A 25,381-nucleotide genomic window follows, 5' to 3' on the forward strand; every position below is an offset into this window, starting at 1 on the left:
TTGCCGTCCGGTTTTAGCTAAAACACAACATTTAGAACATGCTTATCATTAACGTTAAAGACAACGAGTCGATCGACAAGGCCCTGAAGCGCTTCAAAAAGAAGTTTGAGAAGACGGGCGTGTTGCGGCAGTTGCGGGCGCGGACGGCTTTCCAGAAACCGTCGGTAAAACGTCGCACCGAGATCATCAAAGCCACGTACAAAGAGCGGATGTACGGCAACCACACCGAGCAATAGGCCATAGGCCGCCGGTGGTGCGCAGTAGACCGCTATCTGTTGAATGCGCAGTCAGCAGAGGAGGTCACTGACCCGAGAACAGGAGCAGCAAGCAGGGATGTTTGCTGCTTTTTTGTTGGCCCGTTCGTTAGCCTGCCTCGGCAAAATGCTGTAGCTTTGACGGTATACGCATCGGCTGACAACTATGAGCCTCGGTTCCGACGACTTCCTCCAGCATATTCGTTACGAAAAACGGCTGAGTCATCATACGCTCACCGCCTACGCCAAAGACCTGGAGCAGTTCAGCTCCTTTCTCGCTACAGAATGCAACGTAAGCCAGCCCGACCGGGCCGATTTCCGGCAGATCCGGTCCTGGATCGTCAGTCTGGTCGAGAGCGGCCTCGACAAATCGTCGGTGAACCGTAAGATTGCGACCCTGCGTAGCTTCTACGGATTTCTGCTGCGCCGGAAGCTGATCGAGGCCGACCCCATGGCCAAAATTCAGGCGCTCAAAACCAGCCGAAAATTGCCGGTCTATGTGGAAGAAAAACCCATGGAAACGCTGCTCACGGACGTCGATTTTCCGGATACCTTCGATGGCGTTCGCGACAAGCTGGTTCTTGAACTGCTCTACGGCACCGGTATCCGCCTGAGCGAGCTGATCGGCCTCAAAACAAACGACGTCGATCTGTACAAACAAAGCATTATGGTGCTGGGGAAACGCAACAAGCACCGCATCATTCCGCTTACCCAGCCCCTGCTGGACCTGATCCGGCACTACAGCCAGCTGAAAGAAACCGAGTTTGGCGGTAAAGCCGACGGGTCGGTGCTGATCGTGAGCGACAAAGGTGTAGCGGCCTACCCGGTGCTGATTCAGCGGATTGTCAAACGGCACCTGACGCTCGTCACGACCTTATCGACCCGCAGTCCTCACGTACTTCGGCATACCTTCGCCACGCACCTCCTCAACCGGGGGGCCGACCTGAACGCGATTAAAGATCTGCTGGGTCACAGTAGTTTGGCCGCTACCCAGATTTATACCCATACCAGCCTCGAACAACTCAAAAAAACCTACGACCAGGCCCATCCGAAGGCTAAAAAGTGATACGGGTGCACACTGGTCGCAACAACCCCACCAGCGGATCGCATCTGCGCTGTATTGTATTATGAATAGTCTCCAGCTTAGCCAGACCTTATTTTACCTGATCGAACAACAACCCGACTCGGCCGCTGCGGTCAACTACCTCCGCCAGCAGGTCGATGCGTTTCATACCAGCCCCCAGAAGAGCGCGTTCTACCGGGTCTTTACGGCGCTCCCCCGCTTTGTTGGCAAACAGCCCCTTACGGTTCCGGCCGATATGGCGTTTGCGCTTCAGCAGGCCCGCCCGGGTTTCACCGTATCGGGCTGGACGCGCGACCGGCTGGCGCGGGTGTGGTGGCTACTGCAGCTCCCCGCCGATGAGCAGTCGACCTACGTCAGTACCATCACGGAGTTGTTCAAAGCCGGGGAGTTGAACGAGCTAGTGGCGCTGTACTCGGCCCTGCCCGTGCTGGCCTACCCCGAAGCCTGGCGGTTTCAGGCTACCGAAGGCATCCGGAACAACATTGCCGATGTGCAGTCGGCCATCATGCTCCATAACCCCTACCCCGCCGACTACCTCGACGAAGCCGCCTGGAATCAGCTTATTCTGAAAGCTTTTTTTACCGACAAAGACGTAACGCAGATCATCGGTCTGAACGAACGCAAAAACGCCCGGCTCGCCCAGACGCTGGCCGACTATGCCGCCGAACGCCGGGCTGCCGGGCGCAGCCTGCCGCCCCATATAGAGCGGCTTATGTAATCAAAAAAGTTAAGCCATCCGGCTAATAGAACCGGTATACGATACCCGCCGAGAGCATCACCGACGACGCATTGCCGGGCAAGCGGTCGTAGTTGAAGTTGATGCGCTGGTACTGGGCCTGCAGCTCAGCCCCGAACCCCTGTTCGCGCTGACCGTAATACTTCACGCCAACCGCCGGCGCAAATGCCGTTCGGAAACCGGTTTTCTGATCCGACAGCGACCCGAAGAAGTTGACGTAATCGACATAGGCGCCCCCCCCGGCTACCTGCACATACGGACGCAGGGCCGCGGAGTTTTCGGCGAAATAATACGACAGAGACGCCATGGCTGGTATAACGGTCAGCGTGCGCGTCTGCACAGCCGAGACGTCCTGTACGCTGTTGCCGTCGGTAAACGACACCAGCTCACGGGGTCGTCGCTGCTGGCTGTACTGGTAGCCGGTTTTCAAACCGATAGCGAACCGCTGCGGAAACAACCACTCCCCGTCAATGGCGAGGTTGGCTGGCGATACCTGATCGATGTAGGTTTTCTGCCCACCCAGCGGCATCGCCACTCCATAGCGAGCCGATATATTGAACGACACGTACCGGTCGAAAGGCGACGCAAATACATCGTTGTTGCGGGGTGACGTCTGCTGCGCCCAACTCGCCACACTCAGCAGCGACAGGGTTACTATACTTAAGATGCGTTTCATGATAACTCTGATGAGATAAGTTTTCGGTCTTCGGTAATGCAGTTGATTACCAGACGGTTTTGCTGACACAAGAGTGATCTCCCTAACCCACCGCAGACCGTGAACCGGTTTACTGGTTAGCCCGCAGGAATGGCGACTGGTTGAAAATGGTGGTGATCGCCGTATCGACATCGGCCGTTTCGGTGATATCGGCCCCGCGGATGGTAGCGTCGAAGATCACGTTCAGCTGTACCTGGTCGGGACCATTGGAGATCGGCCGGTTTTTCAGGTCGACGATCTGCACCTGCCAGTACTGCTCACTCACCTGGTACGTATAATAGCTCGGATAGTATGGATTTAAACCATATCCACCCAGGCCGCCATACCCTAGCCAGTAGTTGGAGTAATACGAATACGGGTCTACTCCCACGCCCGTAAAGCGGTTATTGACCCGCACGACAGCTACGCCCAGATCGGCCGGCTGGCCCTGCGCCACCCGCTGGTAACCACGGCTCGCCAGCGCGCTGGCTACGTTAGTGACAAATCGATTTTCAACACTGCCCGTCGATGTAGTAAACCGGTCGTTCGACTGAATCACGACCGAATCGGGCAGGCTAAAGGTGCGATACTGGCTGAAATTAACAGAGCGGTCGTAGTTCGTAATGTATACCTGACTATCCTGCGGAGTCAGGCCGTTCAGTGCATTATCCCGACAGGCAACAAGCCCACCGCTGAGGGTTAGCAGTAGCACTGCATAGATTCCCCATGTTTTTCCATTTATCTGTTGGAGCGCTTTCATACTTGTATGTTATCCTACTTATCATCTTAACGAATAGACTAAGCTGAAGTTTACAGAAATGTAGTTAGAATCGGATTAGAAATAGCCCGGTACGGTGTTTCTATAAGCCGTACTTTTGCGACGACAGATTACAACGAACCCTATACACTCATGGATTTTCTGGACTCGATACGTGGCATGTCCTTTTTCGACATGCACGTCCATATGATTTCCCGTACTACCGATGACTATCAGGCTATGGCCGACGCGGGTGTAGTGGCGGTTATTGAGCCGGCCTTCTGGATGGGCCAGCCCCGCACCGGCGTCGACTCGTTCCGCGATTATTTTGCGACGCTCGTTGGCTGGGAGCGGTTTCGGGCGTCGCAGTTTGGCATCCGGCATTACTGCACCATTGGCCTCAACTCGAAAGAAGCCAATCAGGAAGCCCTGGCCGAGCAGGTCATGGACATCCTGCCGCTGTTCATTTACAAGGAAGGCGTGGTCGGTATCGGCGAAATCGGGTTCGACGATCAGACGCCGGCCGAGGAAAAATACTACCGGGCGCAGCTGGAACTAGCCCGCGAAGCATCCCTGCCGGTACAGATCCACACGCCCCACCGCGATAAGAAACAGGGCACCAGCCGCAGCATGGATATCGCTATCGAACACGGCCTTGCACCCGGTATGGTTATCGTTGATCATAACAATGAAGAAACCGTTCGGGAAGTGCTTGATCGGGGGTTTTGGGCTGGCTTCACCATTTATCCATTCACGAAGATGGGCAACGAGCGCATGGTCGAGATCGTGAAGCAATACGGTCCCGAACGCATTATGATCAACTCAGCCGCCGACTGGGGTATCAGCGATCCGCTCGCCGTCCCTAAAACCGCGGCTCTGATGAAGCAGCACGGCATATCGGACGAGGCCATCCGGCTCGTTACGTTCGAAAATGCGGTAACGGCCTTTGCCCAGAGCGGCCAGCTCAGCCTCGACGATCTGACGCAGCCCCTCACCATCGACCAGAGCCAGCGCTTTAATGGTAGCTCGGTCCTGCGTGGTGGACAGGCCCCGCGCGTCGATAAAGAATCGACTATTATCCGATAAACACCCATACAGGATTGACTATACAGGAATCGCGTTGAGTCCGGACCACCGTCCATTCGAACAGGGCCGGCGGTGCTTCGTATTGCAGTATGTCTCGCTCTGAAAAGCTGTTTGGGAAGGATTGATAAGACGTTAAAGCCGTGAAGAGACCAGACTTTCCACCCCCCAGCCCCGCGACGGCGGCCCGGCCTAAGAGATTTCTATGGTTTAAGCAAGTGAATACGCATAGGTTTTGTCATATTCTTGGTTCTTGCTTACTACCGCATAGGCCCGCCCTATCAACTTATTGCGAACGGCGTTGAGAACGGCCATCTTATTCTTACCCTCACCGACCTTCCGCTGATAGTAATCCCGTAGTTCTCCCTTGGCTCGAATAGCGGTCATGGCCGATAAGTGAAGTAATGTTTTCATGTGCTTGTCGGCCATGGGCGATACGCGTGTTTTGCCACGGATGCTGCTACCGGATTGATAAGGAAACGGGGCTACGCCCGCATAACAAGCGAACTGTTTAGCTGTCTTGCCGTCTGTAAAGGCATGGGTAGCCAAAATAAGACCCGTTGCCGTAACCACGCCGATACCAACGATCGATGTCAGTAGATGAAAAAGGCGATTAAGCTCCGGATCGTTTTTTAGTAGCGACTCAATCTGGCTATTCACAGCGTCTAAATCCTTTTCCAAAGCTTTTAATGAGTTAGCCGATGCTTTTTCTAAGGATCGTAAAATGCGCTTATCCATAAAGGACTCTGCTTCCTTAAGAGGTTGCTTGAGCGTGTTGGCCGCCAGCAGGAGCCGATTACGAAGTGAAGTTAACGCCTTTAGATTGGTAATGAGTTTGTTAGCTGGCTTCCAAAGCCGAGCCTGCGGGTGATGCCGCTGAGCATAGCGAGCGATGTTGAGGGCATCTACGCTATCGGTTTTAGCTCGTTGTATACCCGTTGAATACCGGATCTGCTTGCCCGACTCCAACCACACGCAGTAGTCTGGCCGGGTAAAGACTTCCAACAGGTGGTTATTATAAATTCCAGTATGTTCTAGACAGACCAAGGTGGTAGCTGGCTGTGTACCGAAAAGCTGATTGAGCTGCTGCATTAATTGCTCAATGGCTTTCTGCGTGTTTGGAATCTGAGCCTGGTGCTTCAGATTGCCAGCCTGATCTAATAAGGCGTAATCGAGGGTCTGTTTAGCGACGTCGATACCCAGGAAGAAGTCGAATGACATGGCAGGAATTGGTTAGATGAGAACAGCTTTAAGCTACGCTTTCAAACCAGCACTTAAACCTTACTAATAGGCCTGAAAGCCTGCATTTCTATCCAGTGTAGGGTTTGAAAAACTCAGCCAGGATTCAATCTCTAAATAGGCTTGGTGGCCTTGCATGTTTGCTAAAGTGCCTGACTGAGAGTAGCATTACAGGGTGTAATATTCTTAATTTCTTACTACTGCTCAAAACTAAAGGTTGTTTGGGGAAGGGCTTTATGTGAATTCCACTAGCCCGAATGGGCTGCCTTTTCGCCCCCCAGCCCCCTAAAGGGGGAGCCCATTCGGCGCGGACGGCTCCCCCTTTAGGGGGCTGGGGGGTGAAACGGCAGCCCTTCCAGCCGACTAAAGTCAGCAGATACCTTCCCCAAACAAGCTCTTGCGGGCTTTGGAATGGGCTGTCCTTTTCTTAGATCACCTGCCCGATGCCGAATAGGATCACAAACAGCAGGGTAGTAAGGGCCAGCTGACCCAGTCGGGGGTTTAGCTCGGCAGCCCGTTTGTGCGTGGCTACCGCTCGTCCGTTCAGTATGAACAAAGGGAACGAGAGCAGGTAGAGGTAAGCCGTTGGGGGCGCATCGACCAGAAACGAATAGGCCACCGCACAGGCCATCCCGGCCAGCAGCAGCCCCCAGTGGTATCGAATAGCCAGCGGCAGCCCCAGCCGGGCCGGAATCGACTTTTTACCCGTCATAGTATCGGTTTCGATATCGCGGATATTGTTGATATTCAGTACTCCTGTAGCAAACAAACCAACGGCCGTAGCGGGTAACAGCAACAGGGGCCGGAACTCCAGCGTGTGCAGGTAATAGGTACCCAGCACCCCTACCCAGCCGAAAAAAAGCAGCACGGCAATATCGCCGAAGCCGGCATACCCGTACGGCCGCTTCCCATTGGTATACCCCACCGCAGCCGCAATACAAAGGAGCCCCAGCGCCAGCAGCGTATAGAAAGCCCGCGACCCCGCGCCGAACAGGGCTACCACCAGCAGCCATACGCCCGACACCAGCGACAGCACCGCCGTAACGATAATCCCCCGCAGCATGGCTTCTTTCGAGATATCGCCGGTAGCTACGGCCCGGCGCGGCCCCACCCGCAGTTCAGTGTCTTTACCTGATACCGCGTCGCCGTAATCGTTGGCGAAGTTGGACAGGATTTGCAGAAAAATGGTGGTCAGAACAGCCAGTCCGGCAATCTTCCAGCTGAAATGGCCCGCAGCCAGCGGATCGTTGGAAGCCGCCAGAAAACTGCCCAGAATAATACTGGCCAGCGCCAGCGGCAAGGTGCGCGGCCGGGCCGCAGCAATCCAGGACTTCATGAAAATGATGAATTATAAATGATGAATGATGAACGATTGGCTCAGTTGACGAATGATCCCAATCGTTCATCATTCATCGTTAGAGATTGACCGCTTTGCGGAATTCGGCGTCGTCGGGTTTTACGCCCGATGCGAAGAAATGGGTAAGCTCCCCTTTTTCATTGACGACATATTTGCAGAAATTCCAGGTGGGTGCCTTGTCGTTCCAGCCGTTCAGCGATTTGGTCGACAGCCATTTGTACAGCGGAGCCTGGTCGTTACCTACAACAGATACCTTCTCGAACATCGGGAACGAAACCCCGTAGTTTTTCTGGCAGAAGGTTGCAATCTCTTCGTTATTGCCCGACTCCTGGTTAGCGAAATTATTGGCCGGGAAGCCCAGCACCACGAACTTGTCCTTGTGGGCTTTGTAAAACTTCTCCCAGTCGGCATACTGGGGTGTATAGCCACATTTGGAGGCTACGTTCAGGATAATCACTTTTTTGCCCCGGTACGCATTCAGCGCAACGGGCTTGCCATCGATGCTGTTGACGGTAAAATCGTACAGCGATTTGGTGGGAGCACTGGCATTGGCGGGCGCGGCAGCGGCTTCTTTCTTGTCGCTGAAAAGCCCCTTTACGAGCGTTGTTAAGGACATAAAACTGGTAAGCGCTACCACGAGGGTGACGCCAATTAAGGTGAAAACAATGGGTTTCTTCATGATTGTCTGCCGGGATCAGGACGTTACATTTTTTCGGGCACTTCGATACCCAATAAACCCATTGCTTTACAGATAGTTTCAGCCAGTAACGCCGATAGAATTAAGCGATTTTTCAGTTTAGTAGTGTCGCTCTCTTTCAGGATCGACAGTTTATCGTAGAACTGGTTGAAGGTCTTGGCCAGCTCATACGCATATTGGGCAATATACGAGGGCGCATAGTCGGTACCGGCCTCCTGAACGCGCTGTGGGTACTGACTTAGCAGGAAGATAAGTTGCTGCTCGATCGGGTCCAGCTGACCGGCGGCTTCAACGGTCAGGTCGGCCAGATTGACCGATATTCCTTCGCTGGCTGCTTTCCGCAGTACCGACCGGATGCGGGCGTGTACGTACTGAATATACGGCCCCGTATTGCCGTGCAGATCGACCGACTCGGCCGGGTTGAACTGCATCCGTTTCTGCGGGTCTACCTTGAGCAGATAGTACTTCAGCGCGCCCAGCCCCAGCATACGGAACAGATCGGCTTTTTCGGTATCGCTGAACTCATCGAGTTTCCCCTTGGCAGCTTCGTCGGCGGCTGTGGCAGCGGCTTCGGTGGTTTCGGCAATCAGGTCGTCGCCATCGACAACGGTACCTTCGCGGGATTTCATCTTGCCCGTCGGCAGATCGACCATGCCGTAGCTGAGGTGATACAGCCCGTTGGCATAGGGACGTCCCAGCCGGCGCAGAATGGCGAACAGCACCTTGAAGTGGTAGTCCTGCTCGTTGCCTACCACCCAGATCTGCCGATCGGTACCGAAATCGGTGTACTTCATATCGGTCGTGCCGAGGTCCTGCGTCATGTAGACCGAGGTTCCGTCGGACCGCAGTACGAGTTTCTGGTCGAGGCCTTCGTCGGTGAGGTCGATCCAGACGGAGCTGTCGTCTTTGCGGTAGAACACGCCTTTGGCCAGCCCCTCTTCAACGATTTCCTTACCCAGCAGGTAGGTATTCGATTCGTAGTACGTCTTGTCGAAGCTCACCCCGATGTTGCGGTAGGTTTCGTCGAAGCCGGTATATACCCAGCTGTTGAGCTGCCGCCAGAGCGCTACCGTTTCCGGATCGCCCTGCTCCCAGAGCCGTAGCATCTGCTGCACTTCCTGCATGAGCGGAGCCGTCTTTTCGGCTTCTTCTTTGGGCGTACCGGCCGCTACCATCTCCTCGACCTGTGCTTTGTAGGCTTTGTCGAAGAGTACGTAATATTTACCGATCAGGTGATCTCCTTTCATTCCCGACGAGGCCGGGGTTTCGGGTTGTCCGGACGCGTCGGTACCAAACATCCGGTAGGCCAGCATCGACTTACAGATATGCACGCCCCGATCGTTGACAATGCAGGTTTTGGTTACGCGATACCCGTTGGCCGCCAGAATCCGGCTGACCGAGTCGCCCAGAAAATTATTACGCAGGTGGCCCAGATGCAGCGGTTTATTGGTGTTGGGCGACGAAAACTCAACCATGACCGACGCGCCGTCGGGCTGGCTAAGGGTGCCAAACGCGGGATTGCCGGCCATGTCGCGCAGCACATCGAGCCAGGCCGCATCGGCCACGCTGATGTTCAAAAATCCCTGTACTACGTTGAAACCACTCACTACGGTCGTATGATCGACCAGCCACGTACCAATGGCCTGCCCGATCTGTGCGGGCGCCTGGCGAAGGGCTTTGGTCAGCGGAAACGTGACGAAGGTGTAGGTTCCTTCAAACTCTTTCTTGGTTGGCTGGAGCGGCACCTCCGTTACGGTCTGCTGATACAGTTCGGTAACGGCGCGCTGAATGGCACTTTGTATTTCTTCCTGAATATTCATCGACGATAGCCCGGACACGCAAGCCCGGTTTTGCGGGGGCAAAAGTACGAAGAAGGGGACATCTATCCCATGCCACCCGAATGGCCAGGCCGCGTTTGTTGCGATACTAAGCCGGGAAGTTGGTATAATTCGACTAACCCGCCAGGGTCGATACGCCTTCGCCGGCCACTTCGGGTTCGCGGGTACGGGTGTTGACGCTCCCGCGCGAGAACGAAACAGCGGCTGCGGTCACAATCAGCGCCGTCATGGCCCAGTACACGTAGCGCATACCGACCAGCTGCGCAGCCGGACTGGCCGGATCGATCTGGTGCGATATCGCGTACTGGTTTCGGGTGCTGTACCAGACCGCTGCCGCCAGCGCAATGCCAACGACCAGCCCCATGTTGCGCATGAAGGCAATTACGCTGCTGGCCACCCCCCGTTGCGCCAGCGGAGCCGCGTTGAGCGCGCTGCTGCTGTTGGGCGACTGAAAGAGAGCAAACCCGAAACTGACCAGCGAGCTCCGCCAGACCACATCCTGCCAGACCCAGTCGGCCGACAGAAACGAAAACGAGAAATACCCCGCAGCGGTCAGCATCAGCCCCGTACTGGCCAGCCAGCGCGTGCTGACCCGGCTCGACAGGTAGCCGCCAATGGGAGCAATGATACTAAGGGTCAACGGCCCTGATAACAAAACCAATCCGGCCATCTGGGGCGTAAACCCGAGTAGCTGCTGCAGAAAAAACGGGATAATGAACAGATTACCACCCGACGCGACGAAGCCCAGCCAGGCCGCCAGAATGGCCGAGGTGTAGGGCCGAATCCGGAACAGGCTCAGTTGCAGCATGGGGGCTGGCGTGCGGCCTTCCCAGAAAAAGAACAGCACCAGCAGTACGACTCCCGTACCCAGCAGCCCCAGTACCAGCGGATGGCCCCAGCCGTAGTCGGGCTCGGGACCGAAATCGAGCCCGGTAAGCAGCGTCGTTACCCCAACCAGAAACAGGCCCGCCCCAACCAGATCGAACGGTTGCCTCGGTTGTTTGGGACTCGCGGGTAGCACGACCGACGCCCGCCAGATGGCAATCAGGCCAATGGGCACGTTGACGAAAAAAATGCTCGACCAGCCGAACTTCCCCAGCAGCAGCCCGCCCACAACGGGCCCGGTACTGGAACCGGCCGCAACGATGGCGCCCATGAGCCCCAGGGCCTGTCCTCGTTCGGCGGGGGTAAAGGTATCGGAGATAATAGCCGGCGCAATAGCAAAAATCATGGATGCGCCCAGCCCCTGCACTACCCGAAACCCGATCAGCGACGCGCTGTTCCACGACAGTCCGCACAGCAGCGACCCCAGCACGAAAATGATAAACCCGGTTATGTACATCGGCCGGCGACCGAGCCAGTCGGACAGTTTACCCATGATCAGCAGTGTGCTGGTTGTCGTCAGCAGGTAGCTCAGCACCACCCATTCCACACTGTCGCCGGCATTCAGTTCACGTCGGATGGTCGGGAGGGCAATGTTGACGATGCTGCTGTCGAGCGTAGCCATGAACGTCCCAAAGGCCAGGGTGGCCAGAACGAGCCATTTGTTGGGTGCAGCCGGGGGAGAAACCGTCGAATTAGCAATCACAGAATTACCGGAAAGGAGTCGTTTTGATAACTCCTCCCCTGCCGGGTTGTTTGCAAAGATGATCGTCGATTCGCCCGGCCCACGCGCCACGGATTGGGATCATTGGCACGTGTGTTGGCTACCGACATGCTACCGACGCTGCGCTGTTGCGTCCCTACGGGACGATGGATGTGAGGTGGGGCGTGGTGTTTGGGGAGGAATGGGTTACCGACGTGTTGGCTACCGACGCTGCGCTGTTACGTCCCTACGGGACGGTGGGAGACGCCTAGGCGACCAATATGCTACCGACGCTGCGGCTGTTGCGTCCTTACGGGACGATGGATGTGGGATGGGAGGCTACCGACGCATTCGCTACCGACGCTGCGGCTACTGCGTCCCTACGAGACGAAGATTCTGGGCAGTGCAATATTCCTCAGAGGCACGACGACACCATATAGCAGATAATCCTTTGTCCCGCAGAAATATAGTAACTTACTATCGCCTGTAACGAGCATTCCCCAACCCATCGTCCTATAGGAACGTAACAGCCGCATCGTCGGCACCCACCAAACGCCCCAATCCATCGTCCCGTAGGGACACAACAGCGCAGTGTCGGCACCCACCAAACGCCCCAATCCACCGTCCCGTAGGGACACAACAGCGCAGTGTCGGTAACCAACGCGTCGGTAACCCATGCTTCCCCGAACACCACGCCCCACCTCACCTCACATCCACCGTCCCGTAGGGACGCAACAGCACCGCGTCGGTAGCCAACGCGTCGGTAACCTCAACGCCCCAAACGCCACATCCCTGCCAAAACCCACCGTCCTGTAGGGACGTAACAGCTAGCCCCGCTGGCGTCGGTAGCCAGCACGCCCACCCCATATCCACCGTCCCGTAGGGACACAACAGCGCATCGTCGGCACCCACCAAACGCCCCAATCCACCGTCCCGTAGGGACACAACAGCGCAGCGTCGGTAGCATGTCGGTAGCGAACGCATCGTTGGAATAAACCCCGCTGGCCGTGGCCGAATATGATCATGACGTATTCGGTCACGGCGCCGATACATATACCCAACCCCAACCGGCATCGTGGCTGGTGAAACCGGGTATACAATCTATCGTCAAACGGGCCCGAAACAACTGTACTTCTGCTCACCTGCTCCGTTACCAACCATGGCCAACACCTATACGCAAATTCACCTTCACCTTGTCTTTGCGGTCAAACACCGGGCCGCCGTTATCGCCCCCGACTGGAAATACGATTTGTATGGCTACATGACGGGCATCATCCAAAACCATTCGCACAAGGTACTCGCCATCAATGGTATGCCCGACCATGTCCACATCCTGATCGGCATGCGCCCGACCCAATCGGTTTCCGACCTGATGCAGCAACTCAAGCAGGAATCGTCTGGATGGATCAACGACAACCGGCGGACAAGCCATCGATTTGCCTGGCAGGAAGGGTACGGCGCATTCTCCTACAGCAAAAGCCAGCTACCGGCGGTTATCCGATACATCGACGCCCAGGAAGAGCATCACCGAACCCGATCGTTCATTGATGAATACAGCCGAATGCTGGATACCCTCGGCATCGATTACGACGAACGTTATGTGTTCAAGCCCCTGGCCTGACCGATGCGGGTGGCGACCGATAGGCTATCCCTTGCTACCGACGCGTTGGCTACCGACGCTAGCGGGGCTAGCTGTTGCGTCCCTACGGGACGGTGGGTTGGGGGTTTCTATGGTGAGGGCAATATGTTTTTCAGGTAGATAGGCCTTTAATTAGCGGAGGACGGGGCGGGTTCGTCATCGCTTTTCGCCCTGCTGTATCGACTCGAAATCTCCCTGAATCCAGCGTGGTTTGCCTATATAGCTGGGCGAAATAACGAACCGGCCCGTCTTGGTGTCGAGGATAATGGACTCGCGCTCGCTGGATACGGCCTGAAACCGGCGCGTGTCGATCACGTCCGGCTCCGGCTGACGCTGGCTGGCGGGTGTAAAGTTGGCTAATACAAGAACGCCCCCCAGGGTAAGTGCGCCTAGGCAGAACGATTTCAGGTCGATCGAGAATGTGATGGTTTTCATGACTATCGAGTGATTAACGACGTACCAGAATGAGCCATCTGGCTGGAGAAACTACTCGGATCTGCGTAACTTCACCCAATGATTTACCTCGACAATAACGCCACAACCCGTCTTGATCCGCGCGTGCTTGACGCCATGATGCCCTTCCTGACCGATAACTTCGCCAACGCGGCCAGTACTCACCCGTTCGGTGTGTCGGCCCACGAAGCCGTGAAGGGAGCCCGGCAGCAACTGGCTGACCTGTTGCGGTGCGAAACCCACGAACTGGTGTTTACCTCCGGCGCAACCGAAGCCATCAATCTGGCTATTAAAGGCATTGCGGAGAGTTATCAGCACAAAGGAAAGCATATCGTTACCGTCCAGACGGAGCACAAGGCGGTGCTGGACGTTTGCCAGTATCTGGAGAAGCGCGGCTTTGAGGTAACGTACCTCCCCGTTCAACCCGACGGACTGCTCGATCTGAACGACATAAAAGCGGCCCTTCGACCGGATACCATTTTGGTGTCGGTGATGTGGGCCAATAATGAAACGGGCGTCATTCAGCCGATTGAGCAAATTGCCCAACGGGCTCACGAAGCCGGTGCCCTGTTCATGACCGATGCTACGCAGGCGGTGGGTAAGTTGCCGATTGATGTGGATGCGCTTGGTATCGATTTACTTACCTTCTCGGCACACAAATTTTATGGCCCGAAAGGCATCGGTGGTCTGTTTGTCCGCCAACGACGTTCCCGGGCTGGACTGCCGAATAAAGTGAAATTGGAAGCCTTATTGCACGGGGGCGGTCACGAGCGCGGTTTGCGGAGTGGCACCCTAAACGTGCCGGGTATTGTGGGCATGGGTATGGCAGCCGAACTGGCCCCCGTGGCTGACGCAAAGGAGACGCGAAGGCTCGCGTCTCTACGTGATCAACTCGAAACGGCACTCCTCGCCATTCCGGGAACGCGGGTTAATGGCAGTCGCGACCATCGGCTTTATAACACCACCAACATTTACTTCGAAAACTGCGACTCCGACGCGCTGATTATGGGCCTGGAAGGCATGGCTGTTTCGAACGGCTCGGCCTGTACGGCGGCTTCCATTGACCCGTCACACGTGTTGCTGGCTATGGGTCTGAACGAAACCGAAGCCTTCTCCTGCCTGCGCTTTAGCCTGGGGCGCTTCAACACCGAAGCCGATGTTACTACTACTGTGAAAGCCATTAAGGAGGCAGTGGAGAGCTTGCGGGCGCTGGTTTAGCGGATTAATCAAGTAAATTTATATCTTCGTTGGAAATTTACTTGATTAATGTTTGCCCGTCACCTTCAAAAGTTACTCGAAACCAGTATAAGCTATTTCCCGGCTGTGGCTGTATTGGGTCCACGTCAGGTAGGCAAGACTACACTGGTCAAAACACTGCTAAGTACTTCCGAAAAAGAAGTTATTTATCTGGATTTGGAATACTTTGCCGATCAAAATCGGCTGCGGGAGCCCGATCTTTTTTTTCAGGCTAATCAGGATAAGGTGGTCGTGCTGGATGAAATTCAGCGGATGCCCCAGTTGTTCCCCTTGTTGCGGTCCTTGATTGATCAGCACCGGATTCCCGGTCGGTTTGTCCTGCTGGGGTCTGCGTCGCCGGATCTACTCAAGAACTCATCCGAAACCCTGGCGGGCCGGGTTGTTTACCTGGAACTTGCTCCTTTACATCTGCTGGAAGTAGAAGCGCAATACAACTACCGCGATCATTGGATACGGGGCGGCTTCCCCGATGCGCTGCAAGCGCCGACTGAACCGATTTGGCAACTCTGGATGGATAGCTTTATTCAAACGTATGTACAGCGCGACCTGCCCGACCTGGGTTTGTCGGCTCCGGCTTCTACCGTTCGTAATTTGCTGACTATGCTGGCAGGTATCCAGGGAGGGCAACTGAATTACAGCGATATAGCCCGCTCGCTTGATTTGTCCGTATCAACCGTTCAGAACTACATCAGTTTTCTGGAAAATGCGTATTTGGTTCGTCGGTTGCCGCCCTTCTTTGTCAATATCGGCAAACGATTGGTGAAGGCTCCCAAAGTCTTTGTGCGCGATAGCGGCCTGGTACATCGGCTAACGGGTATCGATGATTTCAATGCATTATTGGGTAGTGTGTTGTTAGGCGCTTCGTGGGAAGGCTATGTTGTGCAGCAAATTGTTTCGCGGCTGGCCCAGAACGTAACGCCCTATTACTACCGGACGCAAAATGGAGCCGAATTGGATTTGTTGCTGGTGAAAGGCGTTAAGCCGGTTGTTGCGCTGGAAATTCGGTACTCCAACGCCCCCAATTTAACACGCGGAAACACGCAGGCTATTATGGACCTCAGCCTGGAACAAACCCTGATTGTTACGCCCGAAGCCGACGGCTACTGGTTACGAAAAGATGTTCGCGTATGCAGCATTACCAACGTTTGGGAGGTTCTGGCGGAGTCAGGTGTGTTGGCTTAAATCTTAAAAAACTAGGAGAACGATGGCAGTAACAGGAGCCGAACACGTAGAAAAGCACCGTTTGCGGTTAAGTTTCTCAGATGGAACTACGCAAGTCGTTGACTTTGGGCCTTTTCTATTGAACCATCCTTACCCACAGCACGACAAATACCACCGTTTGGCCAACTTCAAGCGCTTCCGAATCGAGCGCGGTAACGTAGTCTGAGGACGGGATTGGGATTTGATTTTCCCCGTCTCGCAATTGCATCAGGGGTATGTGGGGCCAGCGGTGTATTGATCGAGCATTATAATACGGTAATTTTCAATTTGGTGTGATGGCGAATGAGGTTAAACTCAGAGCCGTTAAATGTGATAAGCTCATCACAATATTGTTCAGCAATGGCTGTATGCAAACAGTCGCTGGTGTGATAAAAACTCACCTTGTAAGCTATCTGAGTCGCTCGTTTCAAATGATCTAACGTAACGCTTACTGGATCGGCCGCGTATAAGCTTGATACATAGCTGGTTATGGCGTCTCGATTTTCGCCACACTTGGCGAGTGCAAAGCCGAGTTCATTGAGCGAATGGATAGAAATAAAAAGCAGGCCCTTATCGGTGGCCTGCTTCACTGCCTTTATGGCTATTGGGTGGAGTTGTGGTGCCTGCTTCTGGATGACAAAGAAGTTGACCAGCACATCGGTATCAATATAGATCATCAGTGATTACCTTGCCAGTACATTTCATCAATAAGTTTATTGATGTCCACATCGGCATCTATAGTTTTGGGTGGGTGTTGCATTTGCGTCTCCTGCAATTGTTTGAACATATTCTGTTGCGTGATAACACGCTGCTCCTCAACTGACAGCCGTTTTTCGGGACCATTCACTGTGATTATGATAGTTCCGTCTTCAGCAAAATGACTCTTGAGCTTCTCTAACCACCCAAGAGTTAGTTCCTCTTTTTTGATTACAAACGTTGCTTCCATAGTCGTATGTGATTGACTGTTGGCAAGATAACGAAATTTCGACCTGCTTTGTGCTGGTATAAACGCTGGAGAGCTATCAGAGCGCTGGCAGTAACAGGAGCAGAACACGTAGAAAAGCACCATTTACGGTTGCGTTTATCAGCTGGAACTACGTAAGTCGTTGATTTTGGGCCTTTTCTATTGCACCACCCTCATTCTCAGCACAACAAATACCTCCATTTAGCCCACTTCAAGCGCTTTTATATCGAGTGCGGCAACCTAGCCTGGGGCCACCATCGAGATTTAATTTTCCCCGTAGCGCAGTTGGATCAGGGGTATGTGGCACCGGCGGTTTATTGAACTATCCTTGGGGTATCGTTAGTAGAAGTCAGTGAACGAGGCCGACCGACACAGACTTCACGCCACAATTATTCTTCCAGCCGGAATTTTACTTTGTGTTTTTATATATCCAGTTGACCACCATTGTAAATAGCTGTGTCTGCATGAGTCGTTCAAAAACTCGGCGTGTACCCACGACAGCATCACGCCCTGAACCGCTCTTTCAGATGCCAATCGAAACCTTCTCGGTTAGGATAATGCACCGCCCCAACTGGTAATCGAAGCGGCTGACCGTGAAACTGACGGAGGTTGTACGGACTGGCTATATTGTCGGTCAGCAAAGGAGACACGATCACCCTGAATTGATCATCTACCCCGATCATACCCCGGTCGAAAGCGGTGTGTAATGTCGGGCATAAGGCAATGCCGTTCGTGACCCTATCGTCACCAGAAATACTGATCGGAACAATATGGCAGGCCTCAACCAGTGACGAGCCACCTACAGCAATGACTTTCATGCCCGAGATGGCGCAGGTAAAATCATATACTTTGGGCACCAGCCTCTTGAACAGGCCCCCGCGTACAAAACGTGTCTCTTCGTCGTCGGTGGTTGGTTGCAGAGTTGTCTGATACGCCACCGTCCGCTCGTTTAGCAGATAGGTTTCGAGATCCTGCACATAGCTACGCCCAGCCTGCTTAACCTGTATAAATTCGGCTTTGCGAGTTGGGAAGTACGTGTCCAGAAGTGCATTTTTCAGAATCTGCCGCGGCATATCGGTCGTCAGCAACCGGTAGAGATCATCGGTAAAGCAGGCGTAATCGAGTCGATCACTAAGTACCTGCACACTTTTGATATGGGAGTCGATGGTGGCCCCTGCTTTCGGACTCAGTAGCCAGAACCCTTCGTTTTTGAGGTAGAAGAAAGGCTGCGTAAAGTCATCTGTATGAGCGGTGTCGACCAGCAGGGCGAAGTTCTCCTTAAAGGTAGCCACCAGTTCAGGCGTGATGCCAATTCGATTCTCTGTAATATGCTGCTGCTCGATCAACTCCAAGAGCGTTAGCAGAAAAACCGGCTTATGGGGTGCTTTGCCATAGGGAGTCCCCCCCTGCCTGAGTGTGGTAAATTTTCGTTTATAAACCGCCAGACGTTGAGTTTCGGCTGTATTCATGAGTCAGGACATTGATCGTCAAATATGCAGAAACTACCGGATTGACGATACTATCGGACAAAATCCTATTTTTAAACGCCCAATCATTTTTAACAGACAACCTGCATGAAAACACCACTCCTGGCGCTTACCCTGCTGCCCCTGCTGACGCTGGCCCAGCCCAAACCGAAAAAGGCGGCCCTGCCCGCCCCTGACAAAGACAAACAGACCGTACTGGCCAACCTCGACAATCGATTCGGCGAGTACGCGGGTATTTCGAAACAGATCTGGGATTTTGCCGAACTCGGGTACCAGGAAGAAAAAAGCTCGCTGCTGCTGCAGGAACAACTGAAAAAAGAAGGGTTCGACGTTCAGGCGGGCGTGGCCGGTATTCCAACGGCTTTCGTGGCTACCTACGGCAGCGGCAAACCTGTAATCGGTATTCTCGGGGAGTACGATGCCCTGCCCGGTCTGGCTACCGAAGCCAAACCCGAGTTTACACCCATTGCCGGCCAGAAAGGAGGCCACGGCTGCGGCCATAACCTGTTCGGTACGGCGTCGATGGCCGCGGCCGTTGAGGTCAAAAACTGGCTGAAATCGACGGGACGACCGGGTACGGTCAAGATCTACGGGTGCCCGGCCGAAGAGGGCGGCTCCGGAAAAGTGTATATGGTGCGCGAAGGCCTCTTCAACGGCGTCGATGTGGTGCTGCACTGGCACCCCGGCTCGCAGAATGCCGCCGATGCGGGCACCTCGCTGGCCAACAAGAACGCCAAATTCCGGTTTCGGGGCATCGCGGCCCACGCAGCAGCCTCGCCCGAACGCGGCCGGTCGGCCCTGGACGGGGTAGAAGCGATGAACTATATGGTAAACATGATGCGTGAACACATCCCGTCCGACACCCGGATTCACTACGTCATCACCAAAGGGGGCGAAGCACCCAACGTCGTACCGGCTTTCGCGGAGGTATACTATTACGCCCGCCACAAAGACCGCGAGGTGCTGCAAAGCGTCTGGAAACGCATCGAAAACGCAGCCGAAGGAGCCGCCAAAGGAACCGGCACCAAAGTGGAGTGGGAAGTGCTGGGGGGCGTTTTTAACCTGCTGCCCAACGTAACCCTGGCCGAGGTGATGCACCAGAACCTGAAAACCGTTGGCGGGATTACCTATACCCCCGACGAAACGGCTTTTGCTCAGAAAATCAGCGAAACCTTCGGCGAAGGCCAGAAAGTACCCATCACCAACGCGGCCCTCGTCAAAGACTTCCGCGATGCGTCAGAAAGCGCGACCAGTGGCGGCTCTACCGACGTGGGCGATGTGAGCTGGACCGTGCCGACGGTAGGCCTCTCAACGGCCACCTGGGTACCCGGCTCATCGGCCCACAGCTGGCAGTCGACGGCGGCCAGCGGGATGAGCATTGGCCAGAAAGGTATGATCGTAGCGGCCAAGACCTTAGCGCTAACGGCCCTCGATTTGTACAAAAGCCCGGCCCTGATCGAGAAAGCCCGCGCCGAGTGGGTACAGAAGCGCGGCCAGGATTTCAAATACGAAGCCCTGCTCGGCGACCGGAAACCCGCGCTGGACTACCGTAAATAAGACGGAGTGTGTACCTTTGGAGCAAATTTTATGGAGTGATTACGTGATTGAGTGATTGAGCGAATAGCTGCGCTATGAACCAACTACTCAATCACGTACTCGCTAACTTACTACTCGTAAAATGCTTCGAACGCACACGTGCGGAGAACTCCGCCTTTCTGACGCCAGCACGACCGTTACCCTGTCGGGTTGGGTACAAACCATCCGCGATAAAGGAGGTGTACTCTGGATTGACCTCCGCGACCGCTATGGCATCACCCAGTTAATCCTTGAAGAAGGCGTAACAGCCGCCGACCTGTTTGCTACCGCCCGCACGCTGGGCCGCGAGTTTGTGCTACAGGCAACCGGGCAGGTTGTGGAACGGAAATCGAAAAACCCAAATATCCCCACCGGCGACGTTGAAGTACGCGTATCGGCCCTGACGGTGCTGAACCCCGCCAAACTGCCGCCTTTCCTGATCGAAGACGAAACCGACGGGGGCGACGACCTCCGCATGAAGTACCGCTACCTCGACCTGCGCCGGAATCCGGTACGCCGGAATCTCGAACTGCGGCACCGGATGGCCCAGCAAACGCGGCTGTACATGGACGGGCAGCAGTTTATTGAGGTCGAAACGCCGGTTCTGATCAAGTCGACACCCGAAGGAGCGCGCGATTTTGTGGTGCCCAGCCGCATGAATCCCGGCGAGTTTTATGCCCTGCCGCAATCGCCCCAGACGTTTAAACAGCTGCTGATGGTATCGGGCTTCGACCGCTACTACCAGATTGTGAAGTGTTTTCGCGATGAAGACCTGCGTGCCGACCGCCAGCCCGAATTCACCCAGATCGACTGCGAAATGTCGTTCGTCGAGCAGGAAGATATTCTGCAGATGTTCGAAGGACTGGTGCGCCACCTGTTCAAAGCCGTGAAAGGCATTGACCTGGCCAGCGTACCGCGCATGACTTACGCCGACGCCATGCGGCTCTACGGCTCCGATAAACCCGATACCCGCTTTGGCATGGAGTTCGCCGAACTGAAAGCGGTCCACCAATCCGGTACGTTCGACACCGTTGACCTTACGTCGGGCAAAGGATTCGGCGTCTTCGACTCGGCCGAGATCGTTGTCGGCATCAACGCGCCGGGCTGTGCGTCCTACACCCGCAAGCAGCTCGACGAGTTGACCGAATGGATAAAACGGCCCCAAATCGGCGCCAAAGGCCTGATTTATGTTCGCTACAACGAAGATGGCAGCCTGAAATCGTCGGTCGATAAGTTCTATACCGAGAGTGAGCTGAAGGCCTGGGCCGAACGGTTCGGGGCCAAGCCGGGCGATCTGATGCTGATCATTTCGGGCGATGCGGCCAAAGCCCGCAAGCAGCTGAACGAACTGCGGCTGGAGATGGGAACCCGGCTGGGCCTGCGCGATCCGAACGTGTTCAGCACGCTCTGGGTACTCGACTTTCCGCTGCTCGAATACGGCGAAGAAGAGGAACGCTGGTTTGCTATGCACCACCCCTTTACCTCGCCCAAACCAGAAGATATCCCGCTGCTGGAAACCGACCCCGGCGCCGTACGGGCCAACGCCTACGACCTGGTCATCAACGGCACCGAAGTAGGGGGTGGGTCTATCCGGATTTTTAACCGCGACCTGCAGGCCCGGATGTTCAGCCTGCTCGGCTTTTCGGACGAAGAAGCCAAAGCGCAGTTCGGCTTCCTGATGGATGCGTTCGAGTTCGGGGCGCCCCCACACGGTGGCATTGCGTTCGGTTTCGACCGGTTGTGTTCGCTCTTCGGCGGGGCCGACTCGATCCGCGATTTCATTGCGTTCCCGAAAAACAATTCCGGCCGCGATGTTATGATCGATTCTCCCTCAACGATTGCCGACAAGCAACTCGACGAACTGAAAATCAGGACGGTTGTCTAACCCCAGCCCTGTACTTTATACGAACCCCTGGTAGTGGCCAAAGCCCTGCCAGGGGTTTTTCAATGAATGACCCGGCTGCTCTTCGCTCATTTACATCGAATGATAAAACCACTGTTGCTTCGTCGATAAACGAAAGCCGGACAAGCTCTAGTAAACCCGCTCCGACCAGCCCGATCCAACCAGGCCCAACGACCTGTTTTTGTCATGCTGAAGCAGGAAGCCTCTCAAAGCAGTCGGCCGAAGAGGCTTCCTGCGCCAGCATGACAAATAACTCAATGAAGTAATGCGCTTCTACAGCGTAATTCCTGTACTTATTTTAGGCTACGTTCAGAAAAATAATACGTAAAGCACACTGTCACACTCAATCATTAAGTTAACATATATACAAAAAATAGCTAATTGCGTCGCTAATAAATTTACGTTTCATCAAAAACAAAAATTATTTATAGTCGTTTAGGCCTAATTATTGCTTATCGAGAATCAGTACCCAACCATATGGCCATACTGCACTGCCTTCCTAATAGACACTAGGAATAGTAGATTTGTAAGTACCCATCTGATTCCGTCCAACGCCCTTGAAGAAATATTACGTTTGCTGGATATGGCTCTTTCTGGCCTGTCTGTCGTCCGGTACAGTTTTCGCCCAGCTGAGTATCAGCAGCCCGGTGGCCCGCATGGTCGTCCAGCGCAACCTCTACAACGAAGCCAACATCCTGGTGGCCGGACTCGCCCCCGCCAACGCCACCGCCGTCGAAGCCCGTCTGGTGCCCCTCGCCCTGGGGCAGGGACAACTCACGGCCTGGACCAGCCTGCCGTTTCTGGCCACGACCAAAGCCTTTCGGGGGCCGCTGCTGGCGACCGGTGGCTGGTACCGGCTGGAGGTGCGGGCCCGAAACGGTGGCACCCTGCTGACCCAGACCAGCGTAGACCGGGTAGGCGTGGGCGAGGTCTTCGTCATTGCCGGCCAGTCGAATGCCGTAGGGGGGTTTGAGCGCGAGCCCGGCGCCGACGAAGACCGGGTATCGTGCGTCGATTTCCGGCAGGACGCGCTCGATGAGCAGTTACTCCCACTGCGATTCAGTCACGTCAGTTACGGCAGCAGCATCGGGCCCAGCCACCCTCCTCATATCTGGGGTATGCTGGGCGACATGCTCGTTCGGCGGCTCAACGTTCCGGTTCTGTTTCTGGGTGGCGGCCAGCCCGGTACCTCCAGCGACCAGTGGCGACAGTCGGCGGCAGGCAGTACCGACGCCCAGGGAAGGCCGTACCCCTATCGGCGGCTGGGGGTAGCCTTGCAGCACTATGCGTTGCGAACCGGTGTACGGGCTATTCTGTGGCATCAGGGCGAAGGCGACATTGGCAGCAGCAACAATACCTATTTCTCTAACCTTCAGTACGTTATTCAGAAAACCCGCCAGCAGGTCGGTTTCAACCAGCTGCCCTGGCTTATGTCGCGGGTGAGCTACACTCAGGGCCAGACCAACCCCAACGTCATTGCTGCGCAGAACCGGCTCATTGCCGAAGTCAACAACGTATATCCAGGACCCTCGACCGACGACATGATCGGCCCGGACAATCGGCTGGGCGACGACGTACACATTGGTGGCAACGGCCTCCGACGCTTTGCCGACCGCTGGAACCAGGCACTGACCGACGATTTTTTCTATCAGACAGCGCCCTTTACCCCCACCGATGAGTCGGCCCTGCTCACCAGCAGCTACACACTTCCGCTCACCCGCCGACCCGGCGAAACGGTACTGGCTCCTTCGCTCCGGGCCGACCCTAACGATGCGTCCAGCCAGTATTTTGCGCAGCTCCTGCGGGCGTCGGACAATAGCCTCGTCACTGAATCGGCCCGGACCACTGCCAATCCTATTCCCCTGACCCTGCCCGGCAACCTACCCGATGGGCAATACCGCCTGCGTACGCTCTCGACCCTGCCCGGTGCGGCCGGTACTCTGAGCGAACCGTTCACCGTCAACTTCTTTGCGCCCTCATTCAGCCCGCCTACCCCCACCGCGCCGAACGTGCGGGGTGGTACGCCCGACCCGGCCATTCGGCGGATGGGCTACCGCTACGAAGCCGTTGTGCCGGCTTTCTGGTTCATGGCCGAAGCCACCACCGCCGTTCAGTGCCGGATCGAACGGATCGACGGCGGCAGCTTCTCCGATACCGGCTGGTATACCGTTCCGCCCAGTTCGCAGGGGCCCGACTATACCGACTTTGCTGATTATAACTACCTGCGCAACTACCCGCCCATTACCTTCGGCGTGGGCGGGGTTCCGCCCGGCCGCTACCGCATCTCCGTCCGGAAGCAGGGCGACAGCGGAGCGGGTATGTGGATTGAAACGACATTACAGGAAGGCCGGAATACGCTCTTCATTGGCAACGAACCCGTTTCGAACATTCCTACCGTTATTACGCCAACGGTTTTGTCGCCAGCGGTACCCTGCCGGGGTAATGCATTTACGGTCGCGTTCGATCTGACCGAAAGCCCGGTCAACAGCGGCAATGTTTTCTTGGTGAAATTATCGGACGCCGACGGTTCCTTTGCCGACGAAACGACCATCGGTACGGGTACCAGCAGCCCCCTGACGGCTACCCTACCCGCATCTTTACCCGGCTCAAATTACCGCATCCGGATTGTGGCGAGCAACCCGGCGGTTGCCAGCGCTCCCCTTCCCATCGATCTGTGTACACCCCTGGCCGACCTGTCTTTAGCGCTCAGCGTCAGCACCCGAACCCCTCGGGTCGAACAGCCCGTCACCGTCACGGCTGCGGTTACCAATACCGGGCCGTTTGCGGGAGCCGGTATCATAGTAGCGTCTATGCTGCCTACGGGCCTCTCTTTTGTCGATGCCGGGTCGGCCGAGGTGAGCGTAGCCAACAATACCGTTACCATCAATACCGGATCGCTCAACAGCGGGTCAACACGCCGGTACACCTTCCGGCTCAAGCCAACCCAGCCAGGACGGTTTATCACCACCGCCCAGCTCACCGCCAGCACCATTACCGATCCCGACAGCCAGCCCAACTCCGGCACCGGCGACGGCCAGGACGATACCGCCCAGCTCGACCTGCGCACCCCCGACAGTTCGACAGCCGTATACGTGTCGCCCAACCCCAATCAGACACCGCTACCGGCCGTTCAGTCGAACCAGCCGCCAACCGACCCGGCCAAAGCCGATTTAAGCCTGCTCATGGCCAGCAGTACGCTGACGCCAAAGTCGGGCCAGGCGTTTAGCCTCAGTATCACCGTCGGTAACCGGGGAGGTACTATTGCCAGTGTGGCAACGGTACAGATTCAGCTCCCAACCGGCTGGCAGCTAACCAACAACGCGGGTCTGGTCGTAAGCGGGCAGACCGTCACGGCTACCCTGAATAACATCCTGATCAACAGCGCCAATACTGTCGTTTTATCCGTTCAGGCCAACACCTCCGGCACAGTACGGTCGCAGATTCAGACGTCTACCCAGGCCGACCCGGACTCCGTTCCCGGCAACGGCTACCAGACTGGCGAAGACGATGAAGCTTCACTAAATCTGCGTACTCAATAGCTTTCAGTATTCTTATCGACCTACTCAATACTCAATTCCT

Annotated in this window: 21 protein-coding genes; 10 read left to right on the plus strand and 11 right to left on the minus strand. The window is 55.5% G+C overall.

What is annotated here, in order from left to right:
* Nucleotides 1-38 precede the first annotated feature (38 nt).
* The 3 genes from rpsU to EQG79_RS15305 all read left to right on the plus strand — a co-directional run bounded on the left by rpsU (nt 39) and on the right by EQG79_RS15305 (nt 2,056).
* A complete protein-coding gene (gene rpsU, locus EQG79_RS15295; protein ID WP_077921676.1) occupies nt 39-236 on the plus strand; it encodes a 30S ribosomal protein S21 in 198 nt (65 codons plus the stop codon).
* Between the two features lie 184 nt (nt 237-420).
* A complete protein-coding gene (locus EQG79_RS15300; protein WP_129602365.1) occupies nt 421-1,320 on the plus strand; it encodes a tyrosine-type recombinase/integrase in 900 nt (299 codons plus the stop codon).
* Nucleotides 1,321-1,381: 61 nt separating this feature from the next.
* Complete coding sequence (locus EQG79_RS15305) at nt 1,382-2,056, plus strand: EboA domain-containing protein (RefSeq protein ID WP_129602367.1); 675 nt, start codon at nt 1,382-1,384, stop codon at nt 2,054-2,056.
* 22 nt (nt 2,057-2,078) lie between these two features.
* Here EQG79_RS15305 and EQG79_RS15310 read toward each other — a convergent pair whose 3' ends face one another.
* Together EQG79_RS15310 and EQG79_RS15315 are read right to left on the minus strand one after the other, a co-directional pair.
* Nucleotides 2,079-2,750: an OmpW family outer membrane protein gene (locus EQG79_RS15310; protein ID WP_077921679.1), complete on the minus strand. Its 672-nt coding sequence runs from the start codon at nt 2,748-2,750 to the stop codon at nt 2,079-2,081.
* Between the two features lie 109 nt (nt 2,751-2,859).
* On the minus strand, nt 2,860-3,528 hold the full coding sequence (locus EQG79_RS15315; RefSeq protein WP_129602369.1) for a DUF4136 domain-containing protein: 669 nt from the start codon (nt 3,526-3,528) through the stop codon (nt 2,860-2,862).
* Nucleotides 3,529-3,678: 150 nt separating this feature from the next.
* Here EQG79_RS15315 and EQG79_RS15320 point away from each other — a divergent pair, with 150 nt between their 5' ends.
* On the plus strand, nt 3,679-4,611 hold the full coding sequence (locus EQG79_RS15320; RefSeq protein ID WP_129602371.1) for a TatD family hydrolase: 933 nt from the start codon (nt 3,679-3,681) through the stop codon (nt 4,609-4,611).
* Between the two features lie 207 nt (nt 4,612-4,818).
* Here the strand turns inward: EQG79_RS15320 and EQG79_RS15325 are convergent, their stop codons facing one another.
* From EQG79_RS15325 to EQG79_RS15345, 5 genes are all read right to left on the minus strand, one after another.
* The gene (locus EQG79_RS15325; protein WP_077919261.1) at nt 4,819-5,829 is read right to left on the minus strand and encodes an IS110 family RNA-guided transposase; all 1,011 of its coding nucleotides are present in this window, start codon (nt 5,827-5,829) and stop codon (nt 4,819-4,821) included.
* A 445-nt stretch (nt 5,830-6,274) separates the two neighbouring features.
* On the minus strand, nt 6,275-7,183 hold the full coding sequence (locus EQG79_RS15330) for a 1,4-dihydroxy-2-naphthoate polyprenyltransferase (RefSeq protein ID WP_077921682.1): 909 nt from the start codon (nt 7,181-7,183) through the stop codon (nt 6,275-6,277).
* Nucleotides 7,184-7,262: 79 nt separating this feature from the next.
* Nucleotides 7,263-7,883 (minus strand): glutathione peroxidase, encoded by a 621-nt coding sequence (locus tag EQG79_RS15335; protein ID WP_077921683.1) that lies wholly within the window; start codon nt 7,881-7,883, stop codon nt 7,263-7,265.
* Nucleotides 7,884-7,906: 23 nt separating this feature from the next.
* Entirely contained in the window at nt 7,907-9,721 is a 1,815-nt protein-coding gene (gene argS / locus EQG79_RS15340) for an arginine--tRNA ligase (protein WP_129602373.1), read from the minus strand.
* Between the two features lie 133 nt (nt 9,722-9,854).
* A complete protein-coding gene (locus tag EQG79_RS15345) occupies nt 9,855-11,327 on the minus strand; it encodes an MFS transporter (RefSeq protein ID WP_240699361.1) in 1,473 nt (490 codons plus the stop codon).
* A 1,156-nt stretch (nt 11,328-12,483) separates the two neighbouring features.
* Between EQG79_RS15345 and tnpA the strand changes: the two genes are divergently transcribed.
* On the plus strand, nt 12,484-12,945 hold the full coding sequence (tnpA, locus tag EQG79_RS15355; RefSeq protein ID WP_129602380.1) for an IS200/IS605 family transposase: 462 nt from the start codon (nt 12,484-12,486) through the stop codon (nt 12,943-12,945).
* 174 nt (nt 12,946-13,119) lie between these two features.
* Here the strand turns inward: tnpA and EQG79_RS15360 are convergent, their stop codons facing one another.
* On the minus strand, nt 13,120-13,398 hold the full coding sequence (locus EQG79_RS15360; RefSeq protein ID WP_129602382.1) for a hypothetical protein: 279 nt from the start codon (nt 13,396-13,398) through the stop codon (nt 13,120-13,122).
* 78 nt (nt 13,399-13,476) lie between these two features.
* Here EQG79_RS15360 and EQG79_RS15365 point away from each other — a divergent pair, with 78 nt between their 5' ends.
* Both EQG79_RS15365 and EQG79_RS15370 read left to right on the plus strand, forming a co-directional pair.
* Complete coding sequence (locus EQG79_RS15365; protein ID WP_129602384.1) at nt 13,477-14,634, plus strand: cysteine desulfurase family protein; 1,158 nt, start codon at nt 13,477-13,479, stop codon at nt 14,632-14,634.
* Nucleotides 14,635-14,682: 48 nt separating this feature from the next.
* A complete protein-coding gene (locus EQG79_RS15370; protein ID WP_129602386.1) occupies nt 14,683-15,855 on the plus strand; it encodes an ATP-binding protein in 1,173 nt (390 codons plus the stop codon).
* A 284-nt stretch (nt 15,856-16,139) separates the two neighbouring features.
* On the opposite strand, the gene EQG79_RS15380 is transcribed toward EQG79_RS15370, so the two are convergent.
* The 3 genes from EQG79_RS15380 to EQG79_RS15395 form a co-directional block, all read right to left on the minus strand.
* Nucleotides 16,140-16,550 (minus strand): type II toxin-antitoxin system VapC family toxin, encoded by a 411-nt coding sequence (locus EQG79_RS15380; protein ID WP_129602388.1) that lies wholly within the window; start codon nt 16,548-16,550, stop codon nt 16,140-16,142.
* Nucleotides 16,550-16,819 carry a hypothetical protein gene (locus tag EQG79_RS15385; RefSeq protein ID WP_099085126.1) on the minus strand — a complete coding sequence of 90 codons (270 nt, stop codon included), beginning with the start codon at nt 16,817-16,819 and terminating at the stop codon, nt 16,550-16,552. The genes EQG79_RS15380 and EQG79_RS15385 overlap by 1 nt, the downstream gene beginning before the upstream one ends.
* Before the next feature lie 521 nt (nt 16,820-17,340).
* On the minus strand, nt 17,341-18,306 hold the full coding sequence (locus tag EQG79_RS15395) for an HNH endonuclease (protein ID WP_129602390.1): 966 nt from the start codon (nt 18,304-18,306) through the stop codon (nt 17,341-17,343).
* Between the two features lie 105 nt (nt 18,307-18,411).
* Between EQG79_RS15395 and EQG79_RS15400 the strand changes: the two genes are divergently transcribed.
* The 3 genes from EQG79_RS15400 (at nt 18,412) to EQG79_RS15410 (ending at nt 25,341) form a co-directional block, all read left to right on the plus strand.
* Nucleotides 18,412-19,881, plus strand: a complete 1,470-nt coding sequence (locus EQG79_RS15400) for an amidohydrolase (RefSeq protein ID WP_129602392.1) — start codon at nt 18,412-18,414, stop codon at nt 19,879-19,881.
* A gap of 121 nt (nt 19,882-20,002) precedes the next feature.
* Nucleotides 20,003-21,784, plus strand: a complete 1,782-nt coding sequence (gene aspS, locus EQG79_RS15405; protein ID WP_129602394.1) for an aspartate--tRNA ligase — start codon at nt 20,003-20,005, stop codon at nt 21,782-21,784.
* A gap of 575 nt (nt 21,785-22,359) precedes the next feature.
* Nucleotides 22,360-25,341: a sialate O-acetylesterase gene (locus tag EQG79_RS15410; RefSeq protein ID WP_240699362.1), complete on the plus strand. Its 2,982-nt coding sequence runs from the start codon at nt 22,360-22,362 to the stop codon at nt 25,339-25,341.
* Nucleotides 25,342-25,381: the final 40 nt, after the last annotated feature.

It is taken from the genome of Spirosoma sordidisoli, from assembly GCF_004138325.1.
Lineage (GTDB): Bacteria > Bacteroidota > Bacteroidia > Cytophagales > Spirosomataceae > Spirosoma > Spirosoma sordidisoli.

What these genes read in the sequence shown, in the direction of transcription:
- EQG79_RS15335 (WP_077921683.1), bottom strand. Translation starts at nt 7,883, where the DNA reads ATGAAGAAACCCATTGTTTTCACCTTAATTGGCGTCACCCTCGTGGTA.
- EQG79_RS15400 (WP_129602392.1), top strand. Translation starts at nt 18,412, where the DNA reads ATGAAAACACCACTCCTGGCGCTTACCCTGCTGCCCCTGCTGACGCTG.
- EQG79_RS15330 (WP_077921682.1), bottom strand. Translation starts at nt 7,183, where the DNA reads ATGAAGTCCTGGATTGCTGCGGCCCGGCCGCGCACCTTGCCGCTGGCG.
- EQG79_RS15360 (WP_129602382.1), bottom strand. Translation starts at nt 13,398, where the DNA reads ATGAAAACCATCACATTCTCGATCGACCTGAAATCGTTCTGCCTAGGC.
- EQG79_RS15385 (WP_099085126.1), bottom strand. Translation starts at nt 16,819, where the DNA reads ATGGAAGCAACGTTTGTAATCAAAAAAGAGGAACTAACTCTTGGGTGG.
- EQG79_RS15380 (WP_129602388.1), bottom strand. Translation starts at nt 16,550, where the DNA reads ATGATCTATATTGATACCGATGTGCTGGTCAACTTCTTTGTCATCCAG.
- EQG79_RS15315 (WP_129602369.1), bottom strand. Translation starts at nt 3,528, where the DNA reads ATGAAAGCGCTCCAACAGATAAATGGAAAAACATGGGGAATCTATGCA.
- tnpA (WP_129602380.1), top strand. Translation starts at nt 12,484, where the DNA reads ATGGCCAACACCTATACGCAAATTCACCTTCACCTTGTCTTTGCGGTC.
- EQG79_RS15395 (WP_129602390.1), bottom strand. Translation starts at nt 18,306, where the DNA reads ATGAATACAGCCGAAACTCAACGTCTGGCGGTTTATAAACGAAAATTT.
- EQG79_RS15305 (WP_129602367.1), top strand. Translation starts at nt 1,382, where the DNA reads ATGAATAGTCTCCAGCTTAGCCAGACCTTATTTTACCTGATCGAACAA.
- aspS (WP_129602394.1), top strand. Translation starts at nt 20,003, where the DNA reads ATGCTTCGAACGCACACGTGCGGAGAACTCCGCCTTTCTGACGCCAGC.
- EQG79_RS15300 (WP_129602365.1), top strand. Translation starts at nt 421, where the DNA reads ATGAGCCTCGGTTCCGACGACTTCCTCCAGCATATTCGTTACGAAAAA.
- rpsU (WP_077921676.1), top strand. Translation starts at nt 39, where the DNA reads ATGCTTATCATTAACGTTAAAGACAACGAGTCGATCGACAAGGCCCTG.
- argS (WP_129602373.1), bottom strand. Translation starts at nt 9,721, where the DNA reads ATGAATATTCAGGAAGAAATACAAAGTGCCATTCAGCGCGCCGTTACC.
- EQG79_RS15310 (WP_077921679.1), bottom strand. Translation starts at nt 2,750, where the DNA reads ATGAAACGCATCTTAAGTATAGTAACCCTGTCGCTGCTGAGTGTGGCG.
- EQG79_RS15320 (WP_129602371.1), top strand. Translation starts at nt 3,679, where the DNA reads ATGGATTTTCTGGACTCGATACGTGGCATGTCCTTTTTCGACATGCAC.
- EQG79_RS15365 (WP_129602384.1), top strand. Translation starts at nt 13,477, where the DNA reads ATGATTTACCTCGACAATAACGCCACAACCCGTCTTGATCCGCGCGTG.
- EQG79_RS15370 (WP_129602386.1), top strand. Translation starts at nt 14,683, where the DNA reads ATGTTTGCCCGTCACCTTCAAAAGTTACTCGAAACCAGTATAAGCTAT.
- EQG79_RS15325 (WP_077919261.1), bottom strand. Translation starts at nt 5,829, where the DNA reads ATGTCATTCGACTTCTTCCTGGGTATCGACGTCGCTAAACAGACCCTC.